Genomic DNA, 21374 nt, shown 5'->3' on the forward strand with positions numbered 1-21374 from the left:
TGTGGTCACTTATTCGCTAGAAGTACGCGGAGGATAAAAACCAATAGGAGGAATTAAACATGTCAGTAATCTCAATGAAACAATTGCTAGAAGCTGGTGTACATTTCGGACACCAAACACGTCGTTGGAACCCAAAAATGAAGAAATTTATCTTCGTGGAGCGTAACGGCATTTACATCATCGACCTTCAAAAAACGGTCAAAAAATTAGAGGAAGCTTACAACTTCATGCGCCAAGTCGGTGCTGATGGTGGTAAAGTTCTTTTCGTAGGTACGAAGAAACAAGCACAAGAAGCAATCAAAGAAGAAGCAGAACGTGCTGGAATGTACTACATCAACCAACGTTGGTTGGGTGGAACATTAACTAACTTCGGAACTATTCAAAAGCGTGTAGCGCGTATGAAAGCTATTGAGAAAATGGAAGAGGATGGCACGTTTGACGTACTTCCTAAAAAAGAAGTTTCTCAATTAAATAAAGAGCACGAACGTCTTGTGAAATTCCTAGGCGGTATCCGTGACATGAAAGGCTTACCAGATGTAATCTTTATTGTAGATCCACGTAAAGAGCGTATTGCGGTAGCTGAAGCAATCAAATTGCATATTCCACTTGTTGGAATCGTTGATACTAACTGTGATCCGGACGAAATCGATTATGTCATCCCTGCGAACGACGATGCAATCCGTGCAGTTCGTCTACTAACAAGTAAAATGGCCGATGCTTTGATTGAATCCCGTCAAGGTGAAGATGAAGAAGTAGCTGAAACAGCGAACGAAACAGCAACTGTTTCTGCAGACTGAAATTAGTAAATGACGAGACGATAGGTGGCTTACCCCTTATCGTCTCTTTTTAAAGTAATAAGCGACTTCAGATTATATATAATAGGAGGAATTTTCAAAATGGCAACAATTACAGCTCAAATGGTTAAAGAACTTCGTGAAAAAACAGGCGCAGGTATGATGGACTGCAAAAAAGCTCTAACTCAAGTAGACGGTGATATGGCAGCGGCAATGGACTTCATGCGTGAAAAAGGTCTTTCAAGCGCAGCTAAGAAAGCAGATCGCATTGCAGCTGAAGGAGTTGCAAACATTCTAGTTCAAGGTAACGAAGCAGTAATCCTTGAAGTGAATGCGGAGACAGACTTCGTAGCGAAAAACGAAGGCTTCCAAACACTTGTTAAAGAAATTTCTGAGTTCTTGATTGCTACTAAACCAGCTTCAGTTGAAGAAGCAAACTCTGCGAAATTGGATAACGGCTTGACTGTATCTGAACACATTTCAAACGCAGTGGCTAAAATTGGAGAGAAAATCACTCTTCGTCGTTTTGAAATCCGTACGAAAACAGATCAAGATGCTTTCGGACCATACCTACACATGGGTGGACGTATCGCAGTGTTGACTGTTCTTGAAGGTTCAACAGATTCAGATGCAGCGAAAGATGTAGCAATGCATATCGCAGCAATGAACCCGAAATACATCTCACGTGATGAAGTATCTGCTGATGAAGTAGAAAAAGAGCGTAACGTATTGACTGAGCAAGCTCTAAACGAAGGTAAGCCAGAAAATATCGTAGCGAAAATGGTAGAAGGACGTCTTGGAAAGTACTTTGAAGAAATCTGTGTCCTAGACCAGGCTTTCGTTAAAAACTCTGACCAAAAAGTTCGTGATTTCGTTAAAACTACTGGTGGAACATTAGTAGAGTTTATTCGTTATGAAGTAGGCGAAGGCATCGAGAAGCGTGAAGACAACTTTGCTGACGAAGTAATGAGTCAAGTTAAAGGTAACTAAGTATAATACAATCTTACAGAGGGGCACATCCATTATGTGTTCCTCTTTTTTGAGAATAAGAAATTGCAGGAGGGCCAACATGAGTATTCCAAAATATAAGCGTATCGTGTTAAAATTAAGTGGTGAAGCATTAGCTGGTGAGCAAGGTTACGGACTATCTCCGGAAGTTGTGAAATCGGTCGCAAACCAAGTTAAAGAAGTAGTAGAGCTTGGTGTAGAAGTAGCAGTAGTAGTAGGCGGCGGAAACATTTGGCGCGGGAAAGTCGGAAGCGAAATGGGAATGGACCGTACAACAGCTGACTATATGGGAATGCTTGCAACGGTCATGAACTCTCTTGCACTTCAAGACGCTCTTGAAAAGTTAGGACCAGAAACACGGGTTATGTCGTCTATTGACATGAGACAAGTAGCTGAACCCTACATACGCCGAAAAGCTATCCGTCATTTAGAGAAAAAACGTGTCGTAATATTTGCGGCAGGAACAGGTAACCCTTATTTCTCCACAGATACAACAGCTGCATTACGTGCTGCTGAAATCGAAGCGGATGTTATTTTAATGGCGAAGAACAATGTGGACGGGGTGTATACAGCCGATCCAATGAAAGACTCATCTGCTACGAAATACTTGGAACTTTCTTATCTTGAAGTTATTAGTCAAGGTCTTGAAGTAATGGATTCGACTGCATCTACACTATGTATGGACAACGATATCCCACTTGTAGTATTCTCAATCATGGAAAATGGCAACATCAAAAAAGCTGTACTCGGTGATAAAATCGGGACAGTCGTTAGGAGGAACAAGCAATGACTAAAGAAATAATGGATCAGACGAGAGAACGTATGGATAAAGCACATAGCGCCTATTCAAGACAATTGGCTTCTATCCGTGCTGGAAGAGCTAATGCAAGCCTATTAGACAGAATTTCAGTGATTTATTATGGTGCACCTACACCATTAAATCAAATGGCGGGAATTTCTGTTCCTGAGCCACGATTGCTAGTAGTTCAACCATATGATAAAACAACAATCGGTGAAATCGAAAAAGCGATTATGAAATCGGATATCGGTATCACACCGTCCAACGATGGTTCAGTAATTCGTCTAGCGGTACCTGCTCTTACAGAAGAACGCCGTAAAGATTTAGTTAAAGATGTAAAGCGTGAAGCGGAAGATGCAAAAGTAGCGATTCGTAATGTTCGTCGCGACAGCAATGAAGATTTGAAAAAGCTTGAAAAAGATGCAGAAATTACTGAAGATGAGTTACGCCGTTTTACTGAACAAGTACAAAAGATGACAGATGAATTTATCGAAAAGATTGATCAAACAGCAAAAGATAAAGAAAACGAAATCTTGGAAATTTGAGTACAGAACTTTCTATAAGGAGGAGCGTCCTACTTTTAGGACGCTCTTTTCTTTCTTTTGCATGCTATTTACCATGCAATTTGGTAGGATAGTCAGTAGGAGTATCCGAATAGAGCCAAGTGGGGGAACGCTATGCTTAGAAAACTAATGCGAAAAAAAACGGCAGATATTCAGTTGCTGGATGAACGGATTGACGCTGTTAAAAATAGACAGATTCCTAACCATGTGGCAATTATCATGGATGGAAACGGAAGATGGGCAAAGCAACGTAAAATGCCGCGAATTGCCGGCCACCATGAAGGAATGAAAACGGTTCGTCAAATCACCAATTTCGCAAATGCCATGGGTGTGAAGGCCCTCACTCTCTACGCATTTTCGACCGAAAATTGGAAACGACCGAAAATCGAAATTGACTTTTTGATGAATCTTCCTGGTGAATTCCTTAATACGTATTTACCCGAATTAATGGAAAAGGGTATCAAGGTGGAAATGATAGGCAATATGGATGCACTTCCAAGTCATACAGAAAAAGCAATTAAGAAAGCAATAGAGCAAACGAAAGATAACAAAGGCTTAGTATTGAACTTTGCGATGAATTATGGAAGTAGAGTCGAGCTAGTTCATGCTATGAAAGAATTGGCAGAAGAAGTGGCTGCTGGAACATTAAGAGTGGATGAAATTAATGAAGATTCAATTGAATCTAAGCTGATGACTGCACATCTACCGGAGCCAGATTTACTGATTCGCACAAGTGGTGAAGTGCGATTATCCAATTTCATGCTGTGGCAATTAGCGTATGCAGAATTCATTTTTACCGATGTACTATGGCCTGATTACGATGAAGAATGCTTTTTACAAGCGATAGAAGATTTCCAAAATAGAGATCGGCGCTTTGGAAGCTTGGAAGGAGATCAGAAAAGATGAAGCAAAGAATCATCACAGCCATTGTAGCACTCGCATTTTTCGTACCTTTGATTATCGTCGGTGGATTACCGTTTATTATTATGATCTTTGCAATATCTACGATTGGTTTATATGAACTACTACGTATGCGGAATATGTCCATCTTTTCAATAGGTGGATTTATCTCTTGGTTACTTTTACTCGTCATTTTACTTCCTTCAAGATGGACGGGACAGGTAGAAGGTTTTCTGCGGTTAGGGAAACTTGAAATGATCTATGTACTGGTATTATTATTATTAGTCTATACTGTAGTCATGAAAAACAAGTGGACATTTGAGGACATTGCATTCAGTGCGATTGGCGCATTATATGTCGGCATCGGTTTTTACTATTTAATTGAAACGCGTTTATTTGGTTTAGAATACATAGGCTATGCGTTACTTATTATTTGGTCAACAGATTCTGGTGCATATTTTGTTGGTCGGAAAATAGGGAAACGAAAACTTTGGCCTGAAATATCACCTAACAAAACCATCGAAGGATTTGTCGGAGGTATTATTTGTGCGGTAGCAATTACTTTGATTTATAATATGTTCTATCCTATCTCTACATCGTATGTATCATTCATTATTATTACAATAGTGGCATCGGTTGTAGGTCAAATGGGAGACTTAGTTGAATCTGCACTGAAACGTTTCTATAACGTAAAAGATTCAGGGAAGTTGTTGCCTGGACATGGCGGTATTATGGACAGATTTGACAGCTTACTGTTTGTACTCCCATTGCTTCATTTTGTTCAATTCATAGGATAATGGAAAGGAAGTTCATAATATGAAGAAAATCAATTTGCTTGGTGCGACTGGTTCTATCGGTACTCAAACATTAAGCATTATTGCAGCTCATCCTGATCGCTTTGAATTAACAGCAATGTCGGCAGGAAGAAATATTCAAAAAGTAAGTGAAATCATTGCACAGTTTCATCCTAAGTTAGTTTCTGTATTGGAAGAAGCAGACGCAGTACGCTTACAAAATGAGTTTCCTGACGTTCAATTCGTTCATGGTGATGAAGGACTTATTGAAGCAGCGGTTGGGATGGAAGCCGATGTCTTGCTGAACTCAGTTATCGGTAGTGTAGGACTTAGACCGACACTTGCTGCAATTAAAGCAGGTATGACAATTGCTATTGCTAATAAGGAAACATTAGTGGCGGCTGGGGACTTAGTTGTAGAAGCAGCTAAGCACCATAACGTACCGCTTGTTCCGGTAGATAGTGAACACTCTGCTTTATTCCAATCGCTGAATGGGGAAAATCCGAAGCGAATTACCAATTTGATTTTAACGGCCTCCGGTGGAAGCTTTAGGGACTATACTCGGGATCAACTTCAACACGTCACAGTGGAACAAGCGCTTGCGCATCCTAACTGGTCAATGGGCAATAAGTTGACAATCGATTCGGCAACCATGATGAATAAAGGGCTTGAGGTGATTGAAGCACATCATTTATTTGCGATGCCTTATGATCAAATTGAATGTTTACTACATAAAGAAAGTATTATCCACTCTATGGTGGAGTTTGAAGATACAAGCGTTATGGCACAACTGGGGTCTCCTGATATGCGTGTTCCAATTCAGTATGCACTTACGTATCCGGATCGTATTCCGATGGCTGATGCCAAACGTCTTCGTCTTGATGAAATTGGGAAATTACACTTTCAAAAAATGGATTATGAACGATTTAAAGCCTTGTCTCTTGCATATGATGCAGGTAGGGAAGGAGGTACTATGCCTACAGCGATGAACGCGGCCAATGAAGTGGCGGTTCAACTGTTTATGGAAGGACATATTTCCTTCATGCAAATTGAAGATATTATTGAAAGAATGATGGATCAGCATCAAACTATTCAAAATCCTGATTTGGAAGAAATTTTAGAGACAGATCGCAATACGAGAAAAAAAGTCTATGGTATAGTTAAGTATCAAGATTAATTTCAGGCTGACACAGCCGGTGAAGGTGGTTACTGAATGGAAACGGTTATTGCGTTTATAGTAATATTCGGGACACTTGTAGCATTTCATGAGTTTGGTCATTTCTTGTTTGCTAAGAGAGCCGGCATCATGGTTCGAGAGTTCGCTATCGGAATGGGACCTAAAATTTTAGCGATCCGCAAAGGTGAAACGCAATATACGATACGCTTGTTGCCTTTAGGTGGATATGTACGCATGGCTGGTGAAGATTTCGATACAGTCGAATTGCAGCCAGGTTACCGCGTAGGTCTATTATTGAATGCACAAGACGAGATAGAAAAGATTTATTTGAATCGAAATGTTTCTAATCCGAATATTTTAAACGTAGAAGTAGAAAAGTCGGATTTAGATAGAGAACTATATATTGAAGGATATGACGAAGATGGCCAACTGGTTCATCTGAAAATTGCCAGAACGGCAATGATTATCGAAAAAGGTCAAGAAACATTAATTGCTCCTTATGATCGTCAATTTGAATCCAAGTCATTGGGTAGCAGGGCGTTGGCAATATTTGCAGGACCTCTATTCAACTTTATTCTAGCATTTTTTATTTTCTTGGCTTTGGGTTTAATGAATGGTGTACCAACCAATGAACCCATCATCTCAGAAGTGAAGCCGGATACACCGGCAGAAATGGCCGGAATGAAAAAAGATGATTTAATTACTGGAGTAGACGGTAAGTCAATTGATTCTTGGCCAAAGTTTTCTGAAGCAATTCAAAACAGTGCCGGAGTCCCTATGTCTATAGAAGTGGAACGTGCAGGTAAACAAGTTGTTTTAGATGTAGTACCTGATACAGTAGAAGATGCAGGACAGGAATTCGGTCAAATTGGCGTTATGTATTCAAGTCCATTGGAAAAAGGAATTATCAAATCCATTGTGTTCGGCGCTGAACAGACGTACACATGGACTGTGAAGATCTTCGAATTATTAGGTATGCTCGTTACAGGTCAGTTTACAATAGACGCACTATCGGGTCCTGTTGGTATTTATAAGGCGACAGAAGAAGTGGCCCAACATGGTATTTTCAACTTAATGAATTGGGGCGCTGTGCTGAGTATCAATCTGGGAATCATGAATTTACTGCCATTGCCTGCATTAGATGGCGGTAGATTATTATTCTTCCTGTTTGAAGGCTTACGAGGTAAACCAATTGATAAACAAAAAGAAGGTATGGTGCATTTTGTAGGGATCATGCTATTAATGGTTTTGATGCTTGTTGTGACATGGAATGACATCCAACGATTTTTCTTCTAAAGAAGGTGGGAGTATATGATGAAACAATCGAAAACGTTTATACCCACAATGCGTGAAAATCCAGCAGATATAGAGATGCGTTCACATCAGTTATTGTTGCGGGCAGGTTATATCCGACAGAATGCCAATGGTGTGTACACGTATTTAACTCTTGCACAAAAAGTGTTTAGAAAGATCGCGACGATTATCCGTCAAGAAATGGAAGCTATCGAAGGAATAGAAATCTCTTTGCCTGCATTGCAAAGCTCGAGTATCCTAAAAGAAACCGAGCGTTGGGACTCATACGGTAAGGAAATGTTCCATGTCGCTGACAGACAAACTAATCAATTGACGTTGAGCTCAAGTGATGAAGAAGCAATCATCGACTTGTTGCGTGACGAAGTTCGATCATATAAAAAGTTGCCTCTAACCATTTTTCAAATCAAAACGAAGTTCCGGGATGAAGTAAAACCTCGTGCAGGTTTACTTCATAGTAGGGAATTCATAAGAAAAGATGCCTATTCATTTCATGCCACACAAGAAAGTTTGGATGAAAAGTATTTGGAAGTCATGCAAGCCTATACCAATATGTTAACCCGTCTTGGAATGCATTTCCGCATGGTCATGTCGGATGGGGGGGCAGGATCTCATGAGTTCATAGCGTTAGCAGAAAATGGAGAAGACCGGATTGCGTATAGTGATAGCTCCTCCTACGCTGCGAATATGGAGTTTGCTGAAGTGAATGCGGAGTATGAGACACCAGATGAAAAGCAATTGGAAATGTCAAAAATCTCCACGCCAAACCAACAAACAATTGAGGATCTCGCTTCATTTTTATCGGTTGACCCTGAGCGTATCATCAAGTCATTGGTGTATAAAGCAGATGAAGATTTTGTTATGGTTATATGTCGTGGTGATCATAGCATCAATGAACATAAATTAAAGCGTTTTTTAAATGTAACTCATATAGAACTGGCAACTAAACAACAGATCGAAGAATTACTAGGCTGTCATATTGGTTCAATTGGTCCTGTGAAACTACCTATTGGTGTAAGGGTATATGCAGATCATGCGGTTAATGCAATGGTTAACGTAGTAGCAGGAGCAAATATTGACGATTATCATTTATTGAACGTTAACCCAGAACGTGACTTTGCCATAGACGATTACGTGGATCTTCGTTTTATTCAAGAAGGAGATGCCTCACCGGACGGAATGGGTACGATTAAATTCACTGAAGGAATTGGTGTCGGGCATATTCGTAAACTAGGTACTGTTTTCAGTGAGCAGATGAAAGGAACTTTCCTCAATGAACACGGTCGAACAAAGCCATTCATTATGGGAAGTTATAGTATGGGAATCTCACGTTTACTGGCGACAATTGCTGAGCAGTTTAATGATGAAAATGGTTTGAAATGGCCAAAACATTTAGCGCCGTTTGATATACATTTAATTGCGATGAATGTTAAAGATGAAGTGCAAGTACAACTAGCTGATGAATTATATGCTGTACTAGAGTCATATCGATATGATGTATTATATGATGATCGTGCCGAAAGAGCGGGTGTGAAATTCGCTGATGCAGACTTGATTGGTTTGCCGGTTCGCATTATAATTGGTAAAAGAGCAGATGAAGGAATTGTGGAAGTTATGTATCGCCACAGTGGTGAGTCAATAGAATGGCAAAAAGAAGAAGTGTTGGAAAAACTACAGTCCTTCTTTAGTGCAGATTAATCCAAGAAGGGGAGTCCGTTAACGGAACTTCCCTTCTTTTCGCGATAGAACGGAGGAATATATAGTGGATGCCGCTCAAAAGTTTTTAACATTGCTCCAACAGACAGGTCTAACAGATGATCAGTTAATGAACTATTTTCAAAATGGTGAGTTGAATCGTGTCACCGTACAGAAGAAATCAAGAGTGTGGAAATTCAACATTACATTGGATAAAGTGTTGCCGATTGATGTTTTTCAGTTTATGCAACAACGCGTTCATGAATCGTTTGCTGCGATAGCGAATGTTCATCTTGAAATGGAAGCAAGAAACAACGAAGTAAACGAACAATTAATTATAGATTATTGGCCAATTATAATTGATGAATTAGCAGATATATCTCCCCCTTTGCGTCAATGTTTAGTGGGTCAAACACCTAAGATACATGGTGAGAAGTTATTGCTTAATTGCTCAAGCGACTTGGAGTGTCAAACGTTAAAAAACAAATATATCGAAACCATATCAGCCCTGTATCAACAATTCGGTTTTCCAAAGTATATGTTAGATGTTTCAATAGTTGAAAATCATAATGCAGAAGAAGAACGTCAACAATTCCTCTCACAAAAGAAACAAGAAGAGGATGTACTATCCAAGCAGGCCTATCATCAGCTGCAACAACGTGAATCGATGAAAAGTGAACAAGGTGATTCTGATAAAGTACTTGCTCTTGGTACACCAATCAAAGCTAACGAGCCAATCGTTCCAATCCATGAAATACAAGATGAAGAAAGACGTTTGATTATAGAAGGCTTTGTATTTGATGCAGAAGTACGTGAATTAAGAAGTGGTCGTTCTTTATTGACACTGAAAGTAACGGATTACACCGATTCGATCTTAGTTAAAATGTTTTCACGAGATAATGAGGACGCTGAAATCATGAAGTCTTTCAAAAAAGGTATGTGGGTTCGTGCGCGTGGCGGTATACAGAACGATACATTCGTTAGAGACTTAATCATGATGGCGCAGGACATTGCGGTTATTCCAACAATTGAACAGAAAGATAAAGCTCCAGATGGGCAGAAGCGTGTGGAATTACATGCACATACTTCCATGAGTCAAATGGATGCAGTCGTTTCAGCTTCAGCTTTAGTTGCTCAAGCAGCCAAGTGGGGACATCCCGCAATTGCCATTACCGATCATGCGAACGTACAATCTTATCCTGACGCGTATAATGCAGGTAAAAAGCATGGTATAAAAGTGTTGTTTGGTTTAGAAATCAACTTGGTCGATGACGGTGTGCCAATCGTTTATGAAGAACAACACCGTTTGCTAGAAACAGATACGTATGTCGTATTCGACGTTGAGACTACAGGTTTGTCAGCAGTCTACGACACAATCATTGAACTGGCGGCTGTGCGGGTGAAAGATGGGGAAATCATTGATCGCTTTGAACGTTTTGCCAATCCGCATCATCCGCTGTCTTCTATCACTACCAATTTGACAGGTATTACAGATGACATGGTTGAAAATGCACCCGAAGTTGAAGATGTCATGGCAGAGTTTATAGACTTTATAGGCGATAGTGTGTTGATTGCTCATAACGCTTCATTCGATATGGGCTTCTTTTATGCTTCATGTAAGCGCGCGAAGATTGAAACTGTAGCTTATCCTGTTATCGATACGTTGGAACTTTCGCGATTCCTATATCCAGAACTACGAAATCATCGTCTAAATACGTTAGCTAAAAAATTCGATATTGAACTAACACAACATCACCGTGCTATATACGATACAGAAGCTACAGCACATCTATTTTTGCGTTTATTATCAGATGCACAGGAAAAAGGGATCGAGTGGTTAGATGATCTTAATAAAAACATCGGTGAAGGAGATGCCTATAAGCGGTCAAGACCTTCACACTGCACGTTGCTTGCAACAGACAATGAAGGGTTAAAAAATCTATTCAAGCTCGTATCTATATCGCATATGGACTTCTTCTATCGGGTGCCACGTATCCCTCGTTCGTTGCTCGTAAAGTATCGAAAAGGCATAATAGTTGGTTCGGGCTGCGATAAAGGGGAAGTGTTTGAAGGTTTAATGCAAAAACCGATGGAAGAGGTAGAAGAAATTGCGAGTTTCTACGATTACCTAGAAATTCATCCGAAGCCAGTCTACTCTCATTTACTTGAACTCGATTTGATTCGCGATGAGTGGAACCTCGAAGATATCATGCGTAAGATGATTAAGCTTGGTAAGAAAACTGGCTTGCCCGTTTGTGCTACGGGAAATGTTCATTATTTGGATGAAACTGATGCAACCTATCGCCAAGTACTTGTTCGTTCACAGGGTGGGGCGAATCCGTTGAATCGGCACTCTTTACCTGAAGTTCATTTTCGTACAACAGATGAAATGTTGAAGGAGTTTGAGTTTTTAGGTGAAGATGTAGCAAAAGAAATCGTGGTTGATAATCCGGTGAAAATAATGGAGCGTGTAGGTGACGTCAAACCAATCAAAGATGACTTATATACTCCTACAATCGATGGTGCGGAAGACGAAGTGCGAGATTTAACTTACTCTATGGCACATCAAATATATGGAGAAACATTACCTGAAATTGTTGAAGCCCGTATCATAAAAGAATTGACTTCTATTATTGACAATGGCTTCTCAGTTATTTATCTTATCTCACATAAGCTTGTCAAAAAGTCCTTGGATGACGGCTACTTAGTTGGTTCGCGTGGATCAGTCGGTTCTTCATTTGTTGCAACGATGATGGAAATAACAGAAGTAAATCCCTTGCCGCCACATTATGTGTGCCCATCTTGTAAGACATATGAGTTCTTCGACGACGGTTCAGTTAGCTCAGGTTATGACTTGCCGGATAAGGAATGTCCAAATTGCCAGACAATGTTTAAAAAGGATGGTCAAGATATACCATTCGAAACGTTCCTTGGCTTTGCCGGTGATAAAGTTCCAGATATTGACTTGAACTTTAGTGGTGAGTATCAGTCACACGCACATAACTATACTAAAGAATTATTCGGTGAAGATTATGTATTTCGTGCAGGGACAATTGGGACAGTAGCTGAAAAAACTGCTTACGGATATGTTCGAGGATATATGAATGATAATGATATCCAAATGCGCGGTGCTGAAATCGATCGGCTTGTGCAGGGCTGCACAGGTGTTAAACGAAATACTGGACAGCACCCTGGTGGTATTATTGTTGTACCGGATACAATGGACATCTTTGATTTTACACCCATTCAATTCCCGGCCAATGATCTTGAATCCAGCTGGAAAACGACGCATTTTGATTTCCACTCCATCGATAATAACTTATTGAAATTAGATATTTTAGGACATGATGATCCGACGATGATCAAAATGCTAGAAGACTTGTCTGGCATCGATGCGTTAACCATACCGCCCGACGATAAAGGTGTTATGGAATTATTTAGCGGCACGTCTTCACTTGGTGTCACAGAAGAACAAATTGATTGTAAAACTGGGACGCTTGGTGTGCCGGAATTTGGTACTCGGTTTGTACGTCAAATGTTGGAAGAAACAAAACCATCTACGTTCTCCGAGTTGATCCAGATATCGGGATTGTCACACGGCACCGATGTTTGGCTGGGGAACGCTCAGGAATTAATCCAAAATAAAACATGTCAACTGTCAGAGGTAATCGGTTGTCGTGATGATATTATGGTGTATTTGATCTATCAGGGTCTAGAACCTTCGCTTGCATTTAAAATAATGGAATCAGTTCGAAAAGGTAAAGGGCTAACACCTGAATTTGAAGAAGCAATGAAAGAAAATAAAGTACCTGCTTGGTATATCGGCTCATGTAAGAAGATTAAGTATATGTTCCCGAAAGCTCACGCAGCCGCATATGTTTTAATGGCACTTCGAATCGCTTGGTTCAAAGTCCATCATCCTATCATGTACTATGCGACATACTTTACCGTTCGTGCGACTGACTTCGATTTAGTGACGATGTGTAAAGGTTCAGCAAGTATTCGAGCGATGATTAAAGAGATCAATGCTAAGGGATTGGATGCACCTCCAAAAGAAAAGAACTTAGTAGTTGTTTTAGAGATTGCACTTGAAATGGTCGAGCGAGGATTTACATTTGCTAAACCCGACCTCTATAAATCAGATGCAACGCAGTTTATTATTGAAGGTAATAAATTAATTCCACCATTTAACTCGATTCCGTCACTCGGAACGAACGTTGCGAAGACGATTGTTGAAGCAAGAAAAGATGGCGAGTTTTTATCGAAAGAGGACTTTCAGAAGAGAGGCCGTGTTTCTAAAACAGTAGTTGAGTATCTAGATAATCTTGGTTGTATGGAAGGAATGCCAGAAGCGAACCAATTATCCCTATTCTAATGGGCTCGTGGCGGTTGCTTCAGTTGCATTGTAAAAGGCCATGTGATACGATTAAAACAACTTTTGCTATACGTCTTGCGGAAAAGAGTGGGGCTCCCCGCTCTTTTCTGTTGTTATTTTGAATTTCGGGAGGGATACCATTTGAGTAAAATTACAGAAGAAGTCGAACAGTTGGCAAGACCGATCGTTGAAGAATTGGGTCTTGAGCTGGTTGATGTTGAGTTCTTAAAAGAAGGTAGCGATTGGTTTCTACGCGTCTACATCGATACGCCGGAAGGTAACATTGACATAGATCAATGTGCGGCTGTTAGTAATAAGCTAAGCGAGGAACTGGACCGTGTGGACCCGATTACGCAAAATTACTTCCTTGAAGTGTCTTCTCCCGGAGCGGAAAGACCATTGAAAAAAGATGAAGATTTTGAAAAAGCCGTAGGCCAATATGTGTTCATCAAAACTTATGAACCGATTGATGGAATGAAAGAATTCGAAGGCTACTTACTCGGATACGGACCGGACCATGCAAAAGTGGAAATACGGATCAAGACAAGAAAAGTACTAGTAGAAATCGATAAAACAAAAATTGCTTTAGCGCGACTGGCGATTGACTTTTAAAAACAAAAGCGCAAAGAACCATCTAGCCTCGACAGGCGTTGGAGAAATTCCCACAAAGGCGCTTTTTGCCTTTATGGGAATTTCGAAGTGACCCCTGGTGCTTGAAGCTAGATGTAAACAAAAGCACAAACACCGTCTAGCCCTGTGCTAGCGACTAAATCACCATGAGTAATGACAATCGGAATGTAGGAGTGATGAACATGAGTAGTGAGCTACTCGAGGCATTGACAGCTCTTGAACAGCAAAAAGGTATATCAAGAGAAGTAATAGTTGATGCGATTGAAGCAGCGCTTGTAACAGCGTACAAACGAAATTTTAACCAGGCGCAAAACGTCCGTGTTGATTTGAACTTAAATAAAGGCACTATGGCTGTCTATTCAAGAAAAGACGTAGTAGAAGAAGTGGAAGATGATCGTTTGCAAATTTCATTGGAAGATGCACAAATGATCAATCCAGTCTATGAACTAACAGATGTCGTCGAAGAAGAAGTTACACCACGTGACTTTGGCCGTATTGCTGCGCAAACCGCTAAACAAGTTGTGACACAACGTGTACGTGAAGCTGAACGCGGTTTGATTTATGAAGAGTATATCGACCGTGAAGAAGATATCGTAAACGGAATCGTAGAGCGTATGGATCCGAAAAACTTATTCGTTGGATTAGGAAAAGTGGAGGCTGTATTGCCGACAAGCGAACAAATCCAAACAGAAAACTATGCTCCGCACGATCGCATTAAAGTGTATATTACAAAAGTCGAAAGAACAGCACGCGGACCGCAAGTGTTTGTTTCTAGAACACACCCAGGGCTACTACGTCGTTTATTCGAACTTGAAGTACCAGAAATCTATGATGGAACAGTGGAAATTAAATCGATTGCACGCGAAGCCGGTGATCGTTCGAAAATCTCTGTTTACACAACAAATGAAGAAGTAGATCCGGTCGGTTCTTGTGTAGGTTCAAGAGGGGCGCGCGTACAATCTATTTCAAATGAATTAAATGGCGAAAAAGTGGACATCGTAGAGTGGTCAGAAGACCCTGTAGTCTTCGTTGCAAATGCTCTAAGTCCTTCTAAAGTAATTGATGTACAAGTAAATGAAGAAGAACGCTCGACAACAGTTGTCGTGCCGGATTACCAACTTTCATTAGCTATCGGAAAAAGAGGGCAAAATGCAAGATTGGCTGCTAAATTAACAGGCTGGAAAATCGACATCAAAAGCGAAACTGACGCTAGAGAATTAGGGATCTATCCTCGTGAAGAATCTCTTGCAGTTCTAGTAGAAGAACCTGAAGTCGAAACAGATGAGTTCTTGGAAACATACGAGTATGAAGAAGAAACACCTGTTGAAACAGCTGAAGACTTTGATTTATACGCAGATGAAGACAAAGAAGATTGATTTGGAAAGGATTGCATGCTGATGTCGAACAATCGGAAAATCCCTTTGCGTAAATGTGCAGCGACTGGTGACATGTTACCTAAAAAAGAAATGATACGAATTGTCCGTACGAAAGAAGGAGAAGTATCCGTAGATTTGACAGGAAAGAAGTCAGGCCGCGGTACATATGTTTCTAAAACGGAGGATGCCGTGGAGAAAGCACGTAAGCAACACTCATTTGAACATCAATTGGGAGTTAAAGTACCGGAACAAGTCTACGATGACCTTTTACATGCAATTCGACGAGAGGCAATCAAATGACAAAAGATCCGACAGAAATATATCAACTGCTAGGTATGGCTGCCCGCGCACGTAAAATTGCAACGGGTGAAGATTTAGTCGTACAGGCGGTTCGTTCAGGTGAAGCACATCTGGTCATCCTATCAGGCGATGCATCAAAGAATACAATGAAGAAATTAACGAATAAATGTATTACGTACAACGTTGAGAAGCATGTATTTGGAAGTCGTGAAGAACTGGGGCATGCAATTGGAAAAGAAGCCCGAGTTGTCTTGGCACTAACAGATAAAGGATTCGCAAAAAAATTATCCGAGCTACTCAACGATTATAACCGGGGGTGGGCTAATGACGAAAATGAAAGTACATGAATATGCCAGATCAATAGGAAAAACAAGTAGAGATCTTGCTGAAGAATTACTTAAGAGTGATATTGTGATTAAGAGCCATATGGAAGAACTAGATCCAGTTTCAATTGCAAAATTAGATGAAAAGTTTGGAGACCTGAAAAAGCCTGAGGTAAAAACTGCTACAGTTAAGCCGGCGAGCAAGCCAGCGAACCAAAGAACAGATCGTCCAAGCAATACAAACAAACCAGCCTCAACACAAGGTACTAATCGTCCTGCTAGTAACCAAGGCGGATCGAACCGACCATCATCAACACGTCCACAAGGGCAATCTACATCAGCTCCAAAAACGGGTAGCACTCCGCCACCTCGTCAAGCACAAGGCGGCGGACCACGTCCAGCTGGTGGAGGCGGTCGTCCAGGCGGCGGTCGCGGTGGAAGACCACCAGCACGCGGAATCAACCAAGGGCGCCGTAGATATCGTCCGGCAGTACCAGCACAAAAGGTTGAAATACCTTTACCGGATAAAATCACATTTTATGAATCATTGTCAGTTGGCGAGCTAGCTAAAAAGTTAGGTAAAGAGCCTTCCGAGATCATTAAAAAGTTGTTCATGCTTGGGGTAATGGCTACCATTAACCAAGAATTAGATAAAGATGCAATTGAATTGATTTGTGCTGAATACGAGGTTGAGGTAGAAGAAGAGATCCGTATTGACGTAACAGACTTGGAGATCTACTTCGAAGATCCTGAAGAGGAAGAAGAAGTAGCAGGCGAGTTGACAGAGCGACCACCAGTCGTCACTATCATGGGTCACGTAGACCATGGTAAAACAACATTGCTTGACTCGATTCGTGACACTAAAGTAACTCAAGGTGAAGCGGGTGGTATTACTCAGCATATTGGTGCATACCAAATAACAGCTAATGGCAAGAAAATCACATTTTTAGATACGCCAGGTCACGAAGCTTTCACAACAATGAGAGCACGTGGTGCAAAAGTCACAGACTTGACAATCTTAGTTGTTGCAGCGGATGACGGTGTAATGCCGCAAACGATTGAAGCGATCAATCATGCGAAAGCTGCTGAAGTTCCAATCATTGTAGCAGTTAATAAAATGGATAAACCAGCAGCAAATCCAGACCGCGTCATGCAAGAATTGACTGAACACGGTTTAGTCGCAGAAGATTGGGGCGGCGACACCATTTTCGTTCCGATTTCCGCACTAAAAGGTGAAGGAATTGAACAGTTACTTGAAATGGTTTTACTAGTTGCAGAAGTAGGAGAATTTACTGCGGATACATCTATTAGAGCTAGAGGAACTGTAATTGAAGCGCAGCTCGACAAAGGTAAAGGTTCAGTAGCTACATTGCTTGTACAAAATGGTACATTACATGTAGGAGATCCAATCGTTGTCGGAAATACGTATGGTCGTGTACGTGCAATGGTCAGTGACCTTGGACGTCGCGTAAAAGAAGCAGGCCCATCCACACCGGTAGAAATTACTGGATTGAGTGATGTTCCATTTGCAGGAGATCGTTTCGTTGTGTTTAAAGATGAAAAGACTGCTCGTCAAATCGGGGAAACACGTGCCGGAGAAGCTCTTCAAGAACAACGCGTAGAAAAAACTCGTGTGACACTTGATAACTTATTTGACCAAATGAAACAAGGTGAAATGAAAGAATTGAACTTGATTGTTAAAGCAGATGTACAAGGTGCGGTTGAGGCAATGGCGGCTTCTCTAATGAAGATCGAAGTTGAAGGCGTTAACGTTAAAATCATCCACACTGGTGCAGGTGCTATCAATGAGTCCGATATTTCATTGGCTGCTGCGTCCAACGCAATCGTTATTGGGTTTAACGTACGACCTGATACCAATGCAAAACGGGCTGCGGAAGCAGAAGGCGTAGACATCCGTCTACACCGTGTCATCTATAAAGTAATTGAAGAAATTGAATCTGCTATGACTGGATTACTTGATCCTGAGTATGAAGAAAAGGTAATTGGTCAGGCGGAAGTTCGTGAAACATTTAAAGTATCGAAGATCGGTACGATTGCAGGAAGCTATGTAATCGATGGTAAGATCTCTCGTGATGCTGGCGTTCGTGTATTACGCGATAACATTGTAGTCTTTGAAGGCGAACTTGATACATTGAAGCGTTTCAAAGATGATGCAAAAGAAGTCGCAAAAGGCTATGAATGTGGAATTACCATTAAGAAATTCAATGATGTCAAAGAAGGAGATATCATCGAAGCGTACATTATGGAAGAAATCAAGCGAGTATGATTGTTTACGCGGAATGTTCTTTCTACATCCCGTCAGCAGCTTCGTTAAAAGATAAACGATCAGTGCTGAACCGGATGAGAGATCGGGTGAAAAATTCCTATAATGTATCTGTTGCAGAAATTGATCATCAGGATTTATGGCAACGTACCACTTTTGCTTTAGTTGCTGTTGCATCTTCGAAAGACGCAGCAGAACGAGAAGTAAGACGTGCGATTCGTCTGTTTGAATCCAATCCTGATTGGGAAATGACCGCGTGTACAGTTGACTACTTATGAGCGAAGAACGAGGTGAATTGCCATGTCAGTGCGTGCTAATCGTATAGCTGAACAAATGAAAAAAGAATTGGGCGATATCATCGGCCAAAAACTTAAAGATCCACGTATCGGTTTTGTAACTGTTACGGGTGTAGATGTTACTGGAGACTTGCAACAAGCGAAGATTTTCATATCTGTTTTAGGGACAGATAAAGAAAAGGAAGATTCGTTACTTGGGCTCTCTAAAGCGAAAGGTTTCATACGATCAGAAATTGGTCAGAGAATTCGTTTGCGTAAAACACCTGAAATCGAATTTGAAATCGATGAATCAGTTGCTTACGGTAACCGGATCGAAAGCTTAATCCGCAAAGTAAATGATGAAAACGAACAATAAACATGAGGAGGAAGTTCATAGTCGCTTACGCGGTATGGCTTCCTCTCTTCTTACATAGAGCAAGTATTTCTGAATGAATTTAGGAAGAAGGGATAGGATGAACGGGATTTTGCCTTTATGGAAAGAGAAGGGCATGACATCGCATGACTGTGTCTTTAAACTTCGGAAAATATTAAAGACGAAAAAAGTAGGTCATACCGGTACGTTGGATCCTGAAGTAGAAGGCGTTTTGCCCATCTGCATAGGAAGAGCTACAAAAGTGGCTTCTTATATTACCGATGCGGGAAAAGAATATATTGCTACTGTATCGATAGGCCGCTCAACAGAAACTGAGGATGCGCAAGGTGAGACGGTCGCTAGTGATTTGACACATAAGGAATTCTCGAAGAAGCAAATTATGGAAGCACTAGAGCAATTGACAGGGGAAATTACACAAATCCCTCCTATGTACTCAGCGGTAAAAGTAAACGGCAGACGACTGTATGAATACGCGCGGAAAGGCATCGAAGTAGAAAGACCGATTCGTAAAGTGCAGATCGATCAAATCGATTTATTGGATGAGAAACAATCGTTTACTGGTGAAGAAGTGACATTTTCCATTAGAGTACGATGTGGAAAAGGAACTTATATTCGAACGCTAGCAGTGCAAATTGGTGAACTTCTCGGATATCCAGCACATATGCATTCTTTAATCCGTACCGTTTCGGGTAATTTTAATGAATCCCATTGTAAAACTTTAGCTGAAGTAGCGCAAATAATGGACCAAGGACAAGTGCAGACCATCTTGCGTCCTATCGAAGACGTGTTGACTGAATTTCCACAGCTAGAACTGGAAGAATCTTTAGTAGAATCCATACGAAATGGTCAAGTGCTCCCAGCAGTACCACTGCTCAACGATCACCCTTCCATCATGATGATGTTCGAGGGTCGCGTATTGGCGATCTATCAAAACCACCCAACAAAGCCTGGATTAATGAAACCAGAAAAAATGCTACTGGCTAGTGAGTAAGGAGAGATAGAAATGGAAATCTACAGATTACGATATCCAGATCAGGTAGAAATTGAACAACAACATGCTTATTCTTTAGCTATTGGATTTTTCGACGGTGTACATAAAGGACATCAGGAAGTCATCCGTAGTGCAAAAAAAGTTGCAGATGAATTAGCGATAAAAACGGCTGTCATGACATTCGATCCTCATCCATCGCAACTCTTTTCGGGAAAGAATATTGGCTATATTACACCGGCTGAAGAAAAAAACCGAGTACTCGAGTCGCTCGGAGTGAATGCGTTATTCATCGTTAGCTTTGATTGGGAACTGGCTAGTCTTTCGCCGCAAAAATTCATAGACATCTTTATTAAAGGACTCAATGTTAAGCATGTGACGGCAGGATTTGATTTTACGTTCGGTTCGAAGGGTTTAGGTACGATGAAAGACATGCAGGAACTGTCAGAAGGGAAGTACGGCACTACGGTCATTTCTAAAGTAACATTTAATGAAGAATATAAAGTCTCATCGACTGAAATTCGACAGTTGTTATCTAATGGTGATGTAGAGGCCGCAGCAGTGCTTCTTGGGCGGCCATTCCGTACATTCGGTGAAGTGATACATGGTGAAAAAAGAGGGCGTCAATTGGGTTTTCCTACGGCTAATATTCAAACAGCTGAAGAACATATCGTTCCCGCCAATGGGGTATACGCTGTGCGTTGTCTAATCGGAGATACCTGGTATCGTGGAGTTTGTAATATGGGCGTGAAGCCGACATTTCATGATCCAGAACATCGTATTCCTACGGCTGAAGTACATCTCCTTGATGTAAACATGGATCTTTACGGACAGCAAATAGCGATTGAATGGCTACACCGCATACGTTCAGAACAAAAATTCGATTCGCTTGATGCATTGAAAACACAAATTGGCAAAGACAAACAAACGGCAAAGGACTTATTAATCGACTAGTTGGTTGTTGCAACTGACATAATGCCGTGATATGATACAATAGTGTTCAATACACGAACCTCTTCTTGGCAACACGAGTCACCAACGTTTGCTCGGGAGACGGGGATACTTTTATTTAGGAGGTGAAAAGGATGGCTATTACACAAGAGCGCAAAGCTGAATTGATCAACGAATTCAAGACTCATGAAAATGATACTGGATCGGCTGATGTTCAGATTGCTATCCTTACTGAAGAGATCAACAACTTGAACGGCCACTTACGTACGCACAAGAAAGATCACCACTCACGTCGTGGTTTGTACAAAATGGTTGGTACACGTCGTCGTCTATTGAGATATCTACGTGAAACTAACGTTCAACGTTACCGTGATCTTATTGCATCACTTGGCTTACGCCGTTAATAAGACTGAAAAGCGGGCTTTGCCCGCTTTTTT

At 41.0% G+C, this 21374-nt stretch carries 20 protein-coding genes; all 20 read left to right on the forward strand.

Annotated features, from left to right (window positions below; translation table 11 throughout):
• The first annotated feature begins 59 nt into the window (after positions 1–59).
• Positions 60–797 carry a 30S ribosomal protein S2 gene (gene rpsB, locus CSV69_RS03045; protein WP_085428667.1) on the forward strand — a complete coding sequence of 246 codons (738 nt, stop codon included), beginning with the start codon at positions 60–62 and terminating at the stop codon, positions 795–797.
• 99 nt (positions 798–896) lie between these two features.
• Positions 897–1784, forward strand: a complete 888-nt coding sequence (gene tsf, locus CSV69_RS03050; protein WP_085428668.1) for a translation elongation factor Ts — start codon at positions 897–899, stop codon at positions 1782–1784.
• A 79-nt stretch (positions 1785–1863) separates the two neighbouring features.
• The gene (gene pyrH / locus CSV69_RS03055) at positions 1864–2592 is read left to right on the forward strand and encodes a UMP kinase (protein WP_085428669.1); all 729 of its coding nucleotides are present in this window, start codon (positions 1864–1866) and stop codon (positions 2590–2592) included.
• On the forward strand, positions 2589–3146 hold the full coding sequence (gene frr / locus CSV69_RS03060) for a ribosome recycling factor (protein ID WP_085428670.1): 558 nt from the start codon (positions 2589–2591) through the stop codon (positions 3144–3146). Before pyrH ends, frr begins: the two co-directional genes overlap by 4 nt.
• A 132-nt stretch (positions 3147–3278) precedes the next feature.
• Positions 3279–4070: an undecaprenyl pyrophosphate synthase gene (locus CSV69_RS03065; protein WP_085428671.1), complete on the forward strand. Its 792-nt coding sequence runs from the start codon at positions 3279–3281 to the stop codon at positions 4068–4070.
• Positions 4067–4861 (forward strand): phosphatidate cytidylyltransferase, encoded by a 795-nt coding sequence (locus CSV69_RS03070; RefSeq protein ID WP_099624512.1) that lies wholly within the window; start codon positions 4067–4069, stop codon positions 4859–4861. The genes CSV69_RS03065 and CSV69_RS03070 overlap by 4 nt, the downstream gene beginning before the upstream one ends.
• Before the next feature lie 19 nt (positions 4862–4880).
• The gene (gene dxr / locus CSV69_RS03075) at positions 4881–6035 is read left to right on the forward strand and encodes a 1-deoxy-D-xylulose-5-phosphate reductoisomerase (RefSeq protein WP_099692674.1); all 1155 of its coding nucleotides are present in this window, start codon (positions 4881–4883) and stop codon (positions 6033–6035) included.
• 36 nt (positions 6036–6071) lie between these two features.
• Positions 6072–7331: an RIP metalloprotease RseP gene (gene rseP / locus CSV69_RS03080; protein WP_085428674.1), complete on the forward strand. Its 1260-nt coding sequence runs from the start codon at positions 6072–6074 to the stop codon at positions 7329–7331.
• Positions 7332–7349: 18 nt separating this feature from the next.
• Positions 7350–9044, forward strand: a complete 1695-nt coding sequence (locus CSV69_RS03085; RefSeq protein WP_099624605.1) for a proline--tRNA ligase — start codon at positions 7350–7352, stop codon at positions 9042–9044.
• A 64-nt stretch (positions 9045–9108) separates the two neighbouring features.
• Positions 9109–13416 (forward strand): PolC-type DNA polymerase III, encoded by a 4308-nt coding sequence (locus CSV69_RS03090; RefSeq protein ID WP_369823931.1) that lies wholly within the window; start codon positions 9109–9111, stop codon positions 13414–13416.
• Between the two features lie 141 nt (positions 13417–13557).
• The gene (gene rimP / locus CSV69_RS03095; RefSeq protein WP_085428676.1) at positions 13558–14028 is read left to right on the forward strand and encodes a ribosome maturation factor RimP; all 471 of its coding nucleotides are present in this window, start codon (positions 13558–13560) and stop codon (positions 14026–14028) included.
• Between the two features lie 200 nt (positions 14029–14228).
• Positions 14229–15422: a transcription termination factor NusA gene (gene nusA / locus CSV69_RS03100; protein ID WP_099624515.1), complete on the forward strand. Its 1194-nt coding sequence runs from the start codon at positions 14229–14231 to the stop codon at positions 15420–15422.
• Between the two features lie 21 nt (positions 15423–15443).
• Positions 15444–15722 (forward strand): RNase P modulator RnpM, encoded by a 279-nt coding sequence (gene rnpM / locus CSV69_RS03105; protein WP_085429111.1) that lies wholly within the window; start codon positions 15444–15446, stop codon positions 15720–15722.
• Positions 15719–16069, forward strand: a complete 351-nt coding sequence (locus CSV69_RS03110; protein WP_099692676.1) for a YlxQ family RNA-binding protein — start codon at positions 15719–15721, stop codon at positions 16067–16069. Before rnpM ends, CSV69_RS03110 begins: the two co-directional genes overlap by 4 nt.
• A complete protein-coding gene (gene infB / locus CSV69_RS03115) occupies positions 16047–18332 on the forward strand; it encodes a translation initiation factor IF-2 (protein WP_099624517.1) in 2286 nt (761 codons plus the stop codon). Before CSV69_RS03110 ends, infB begins: the two co-directional genes overlap by 23 nt.
• Positions 18329–18607, forward strand: coding sequence for a DUF503 domain-containing protein (locus CSV69_RS03120; RefSeq protein WP_085428680.1), 279 nt, complete (start codon positions 18329–18331; stop codon positions 18605–18607). The genes infB and CSV69_RS03120 overlap by 4 nt, the downstream gene beginning before the upstream one ends.
• 22 nt (positions 18608–18629) lie before the next feature.
• Complete coding sequence (rbfA, locus tag CSV69_RS03125) at positions 18630–18980, forward strand: 30S ribosome-binding factor RbfA (RefSeq protein ID WP_029053165.1); 351 nt, start codon at positions 18630–18632, stop codon at positions 18978–18980.
• 97 nt (positions 18981–19077) lie between these two features.
• Positions 19078–19989, forward strand: coding sequence for a tRNA pseudouridine(55) synthase TruB (truB, locus tag CSV69_RS03130; protein WP_085428681.1), 912 nt, complete (start codon positions 19078–19080; stop codon positions 19987–19989).
• A gap of 12 nt (positions 19990–20001) precedes the next feature.
• Positions 20002–20940, forward strand: coding sequence for a riboflavin biosynthesis protein RibF (gene ribF, locus CSV69_RS03135; RefSeq protein WP_099624518.1), 939 nt, complete (start codon positions 20002–20004; stop codon positions 20938–20940).
• 131 nt (positions 20941–21071) lie between these two features.
• Complete coding sequence (rpsO, locus tag CSV69_RS03140) at positions 21072–21341, forward strand: 30S ribosomal protein S15 (RefSeq protein WP_029053162.1); 270 nt, start codon at positions 21072–21074, stop codon at positions 21339–21341.
• Positions 21342–21374: the final 33 nt, after the last annotated feature.

This window comes from Sporosarcina sp. P26b, assembly GCF_002743245.1.
Classification (GTDB): domain Bacteria; phylum Bacillota; class Bacilli; order Bacillales_A; family Planococcaceae; genus Sporosarcina; species Sporosarcina ureae_C.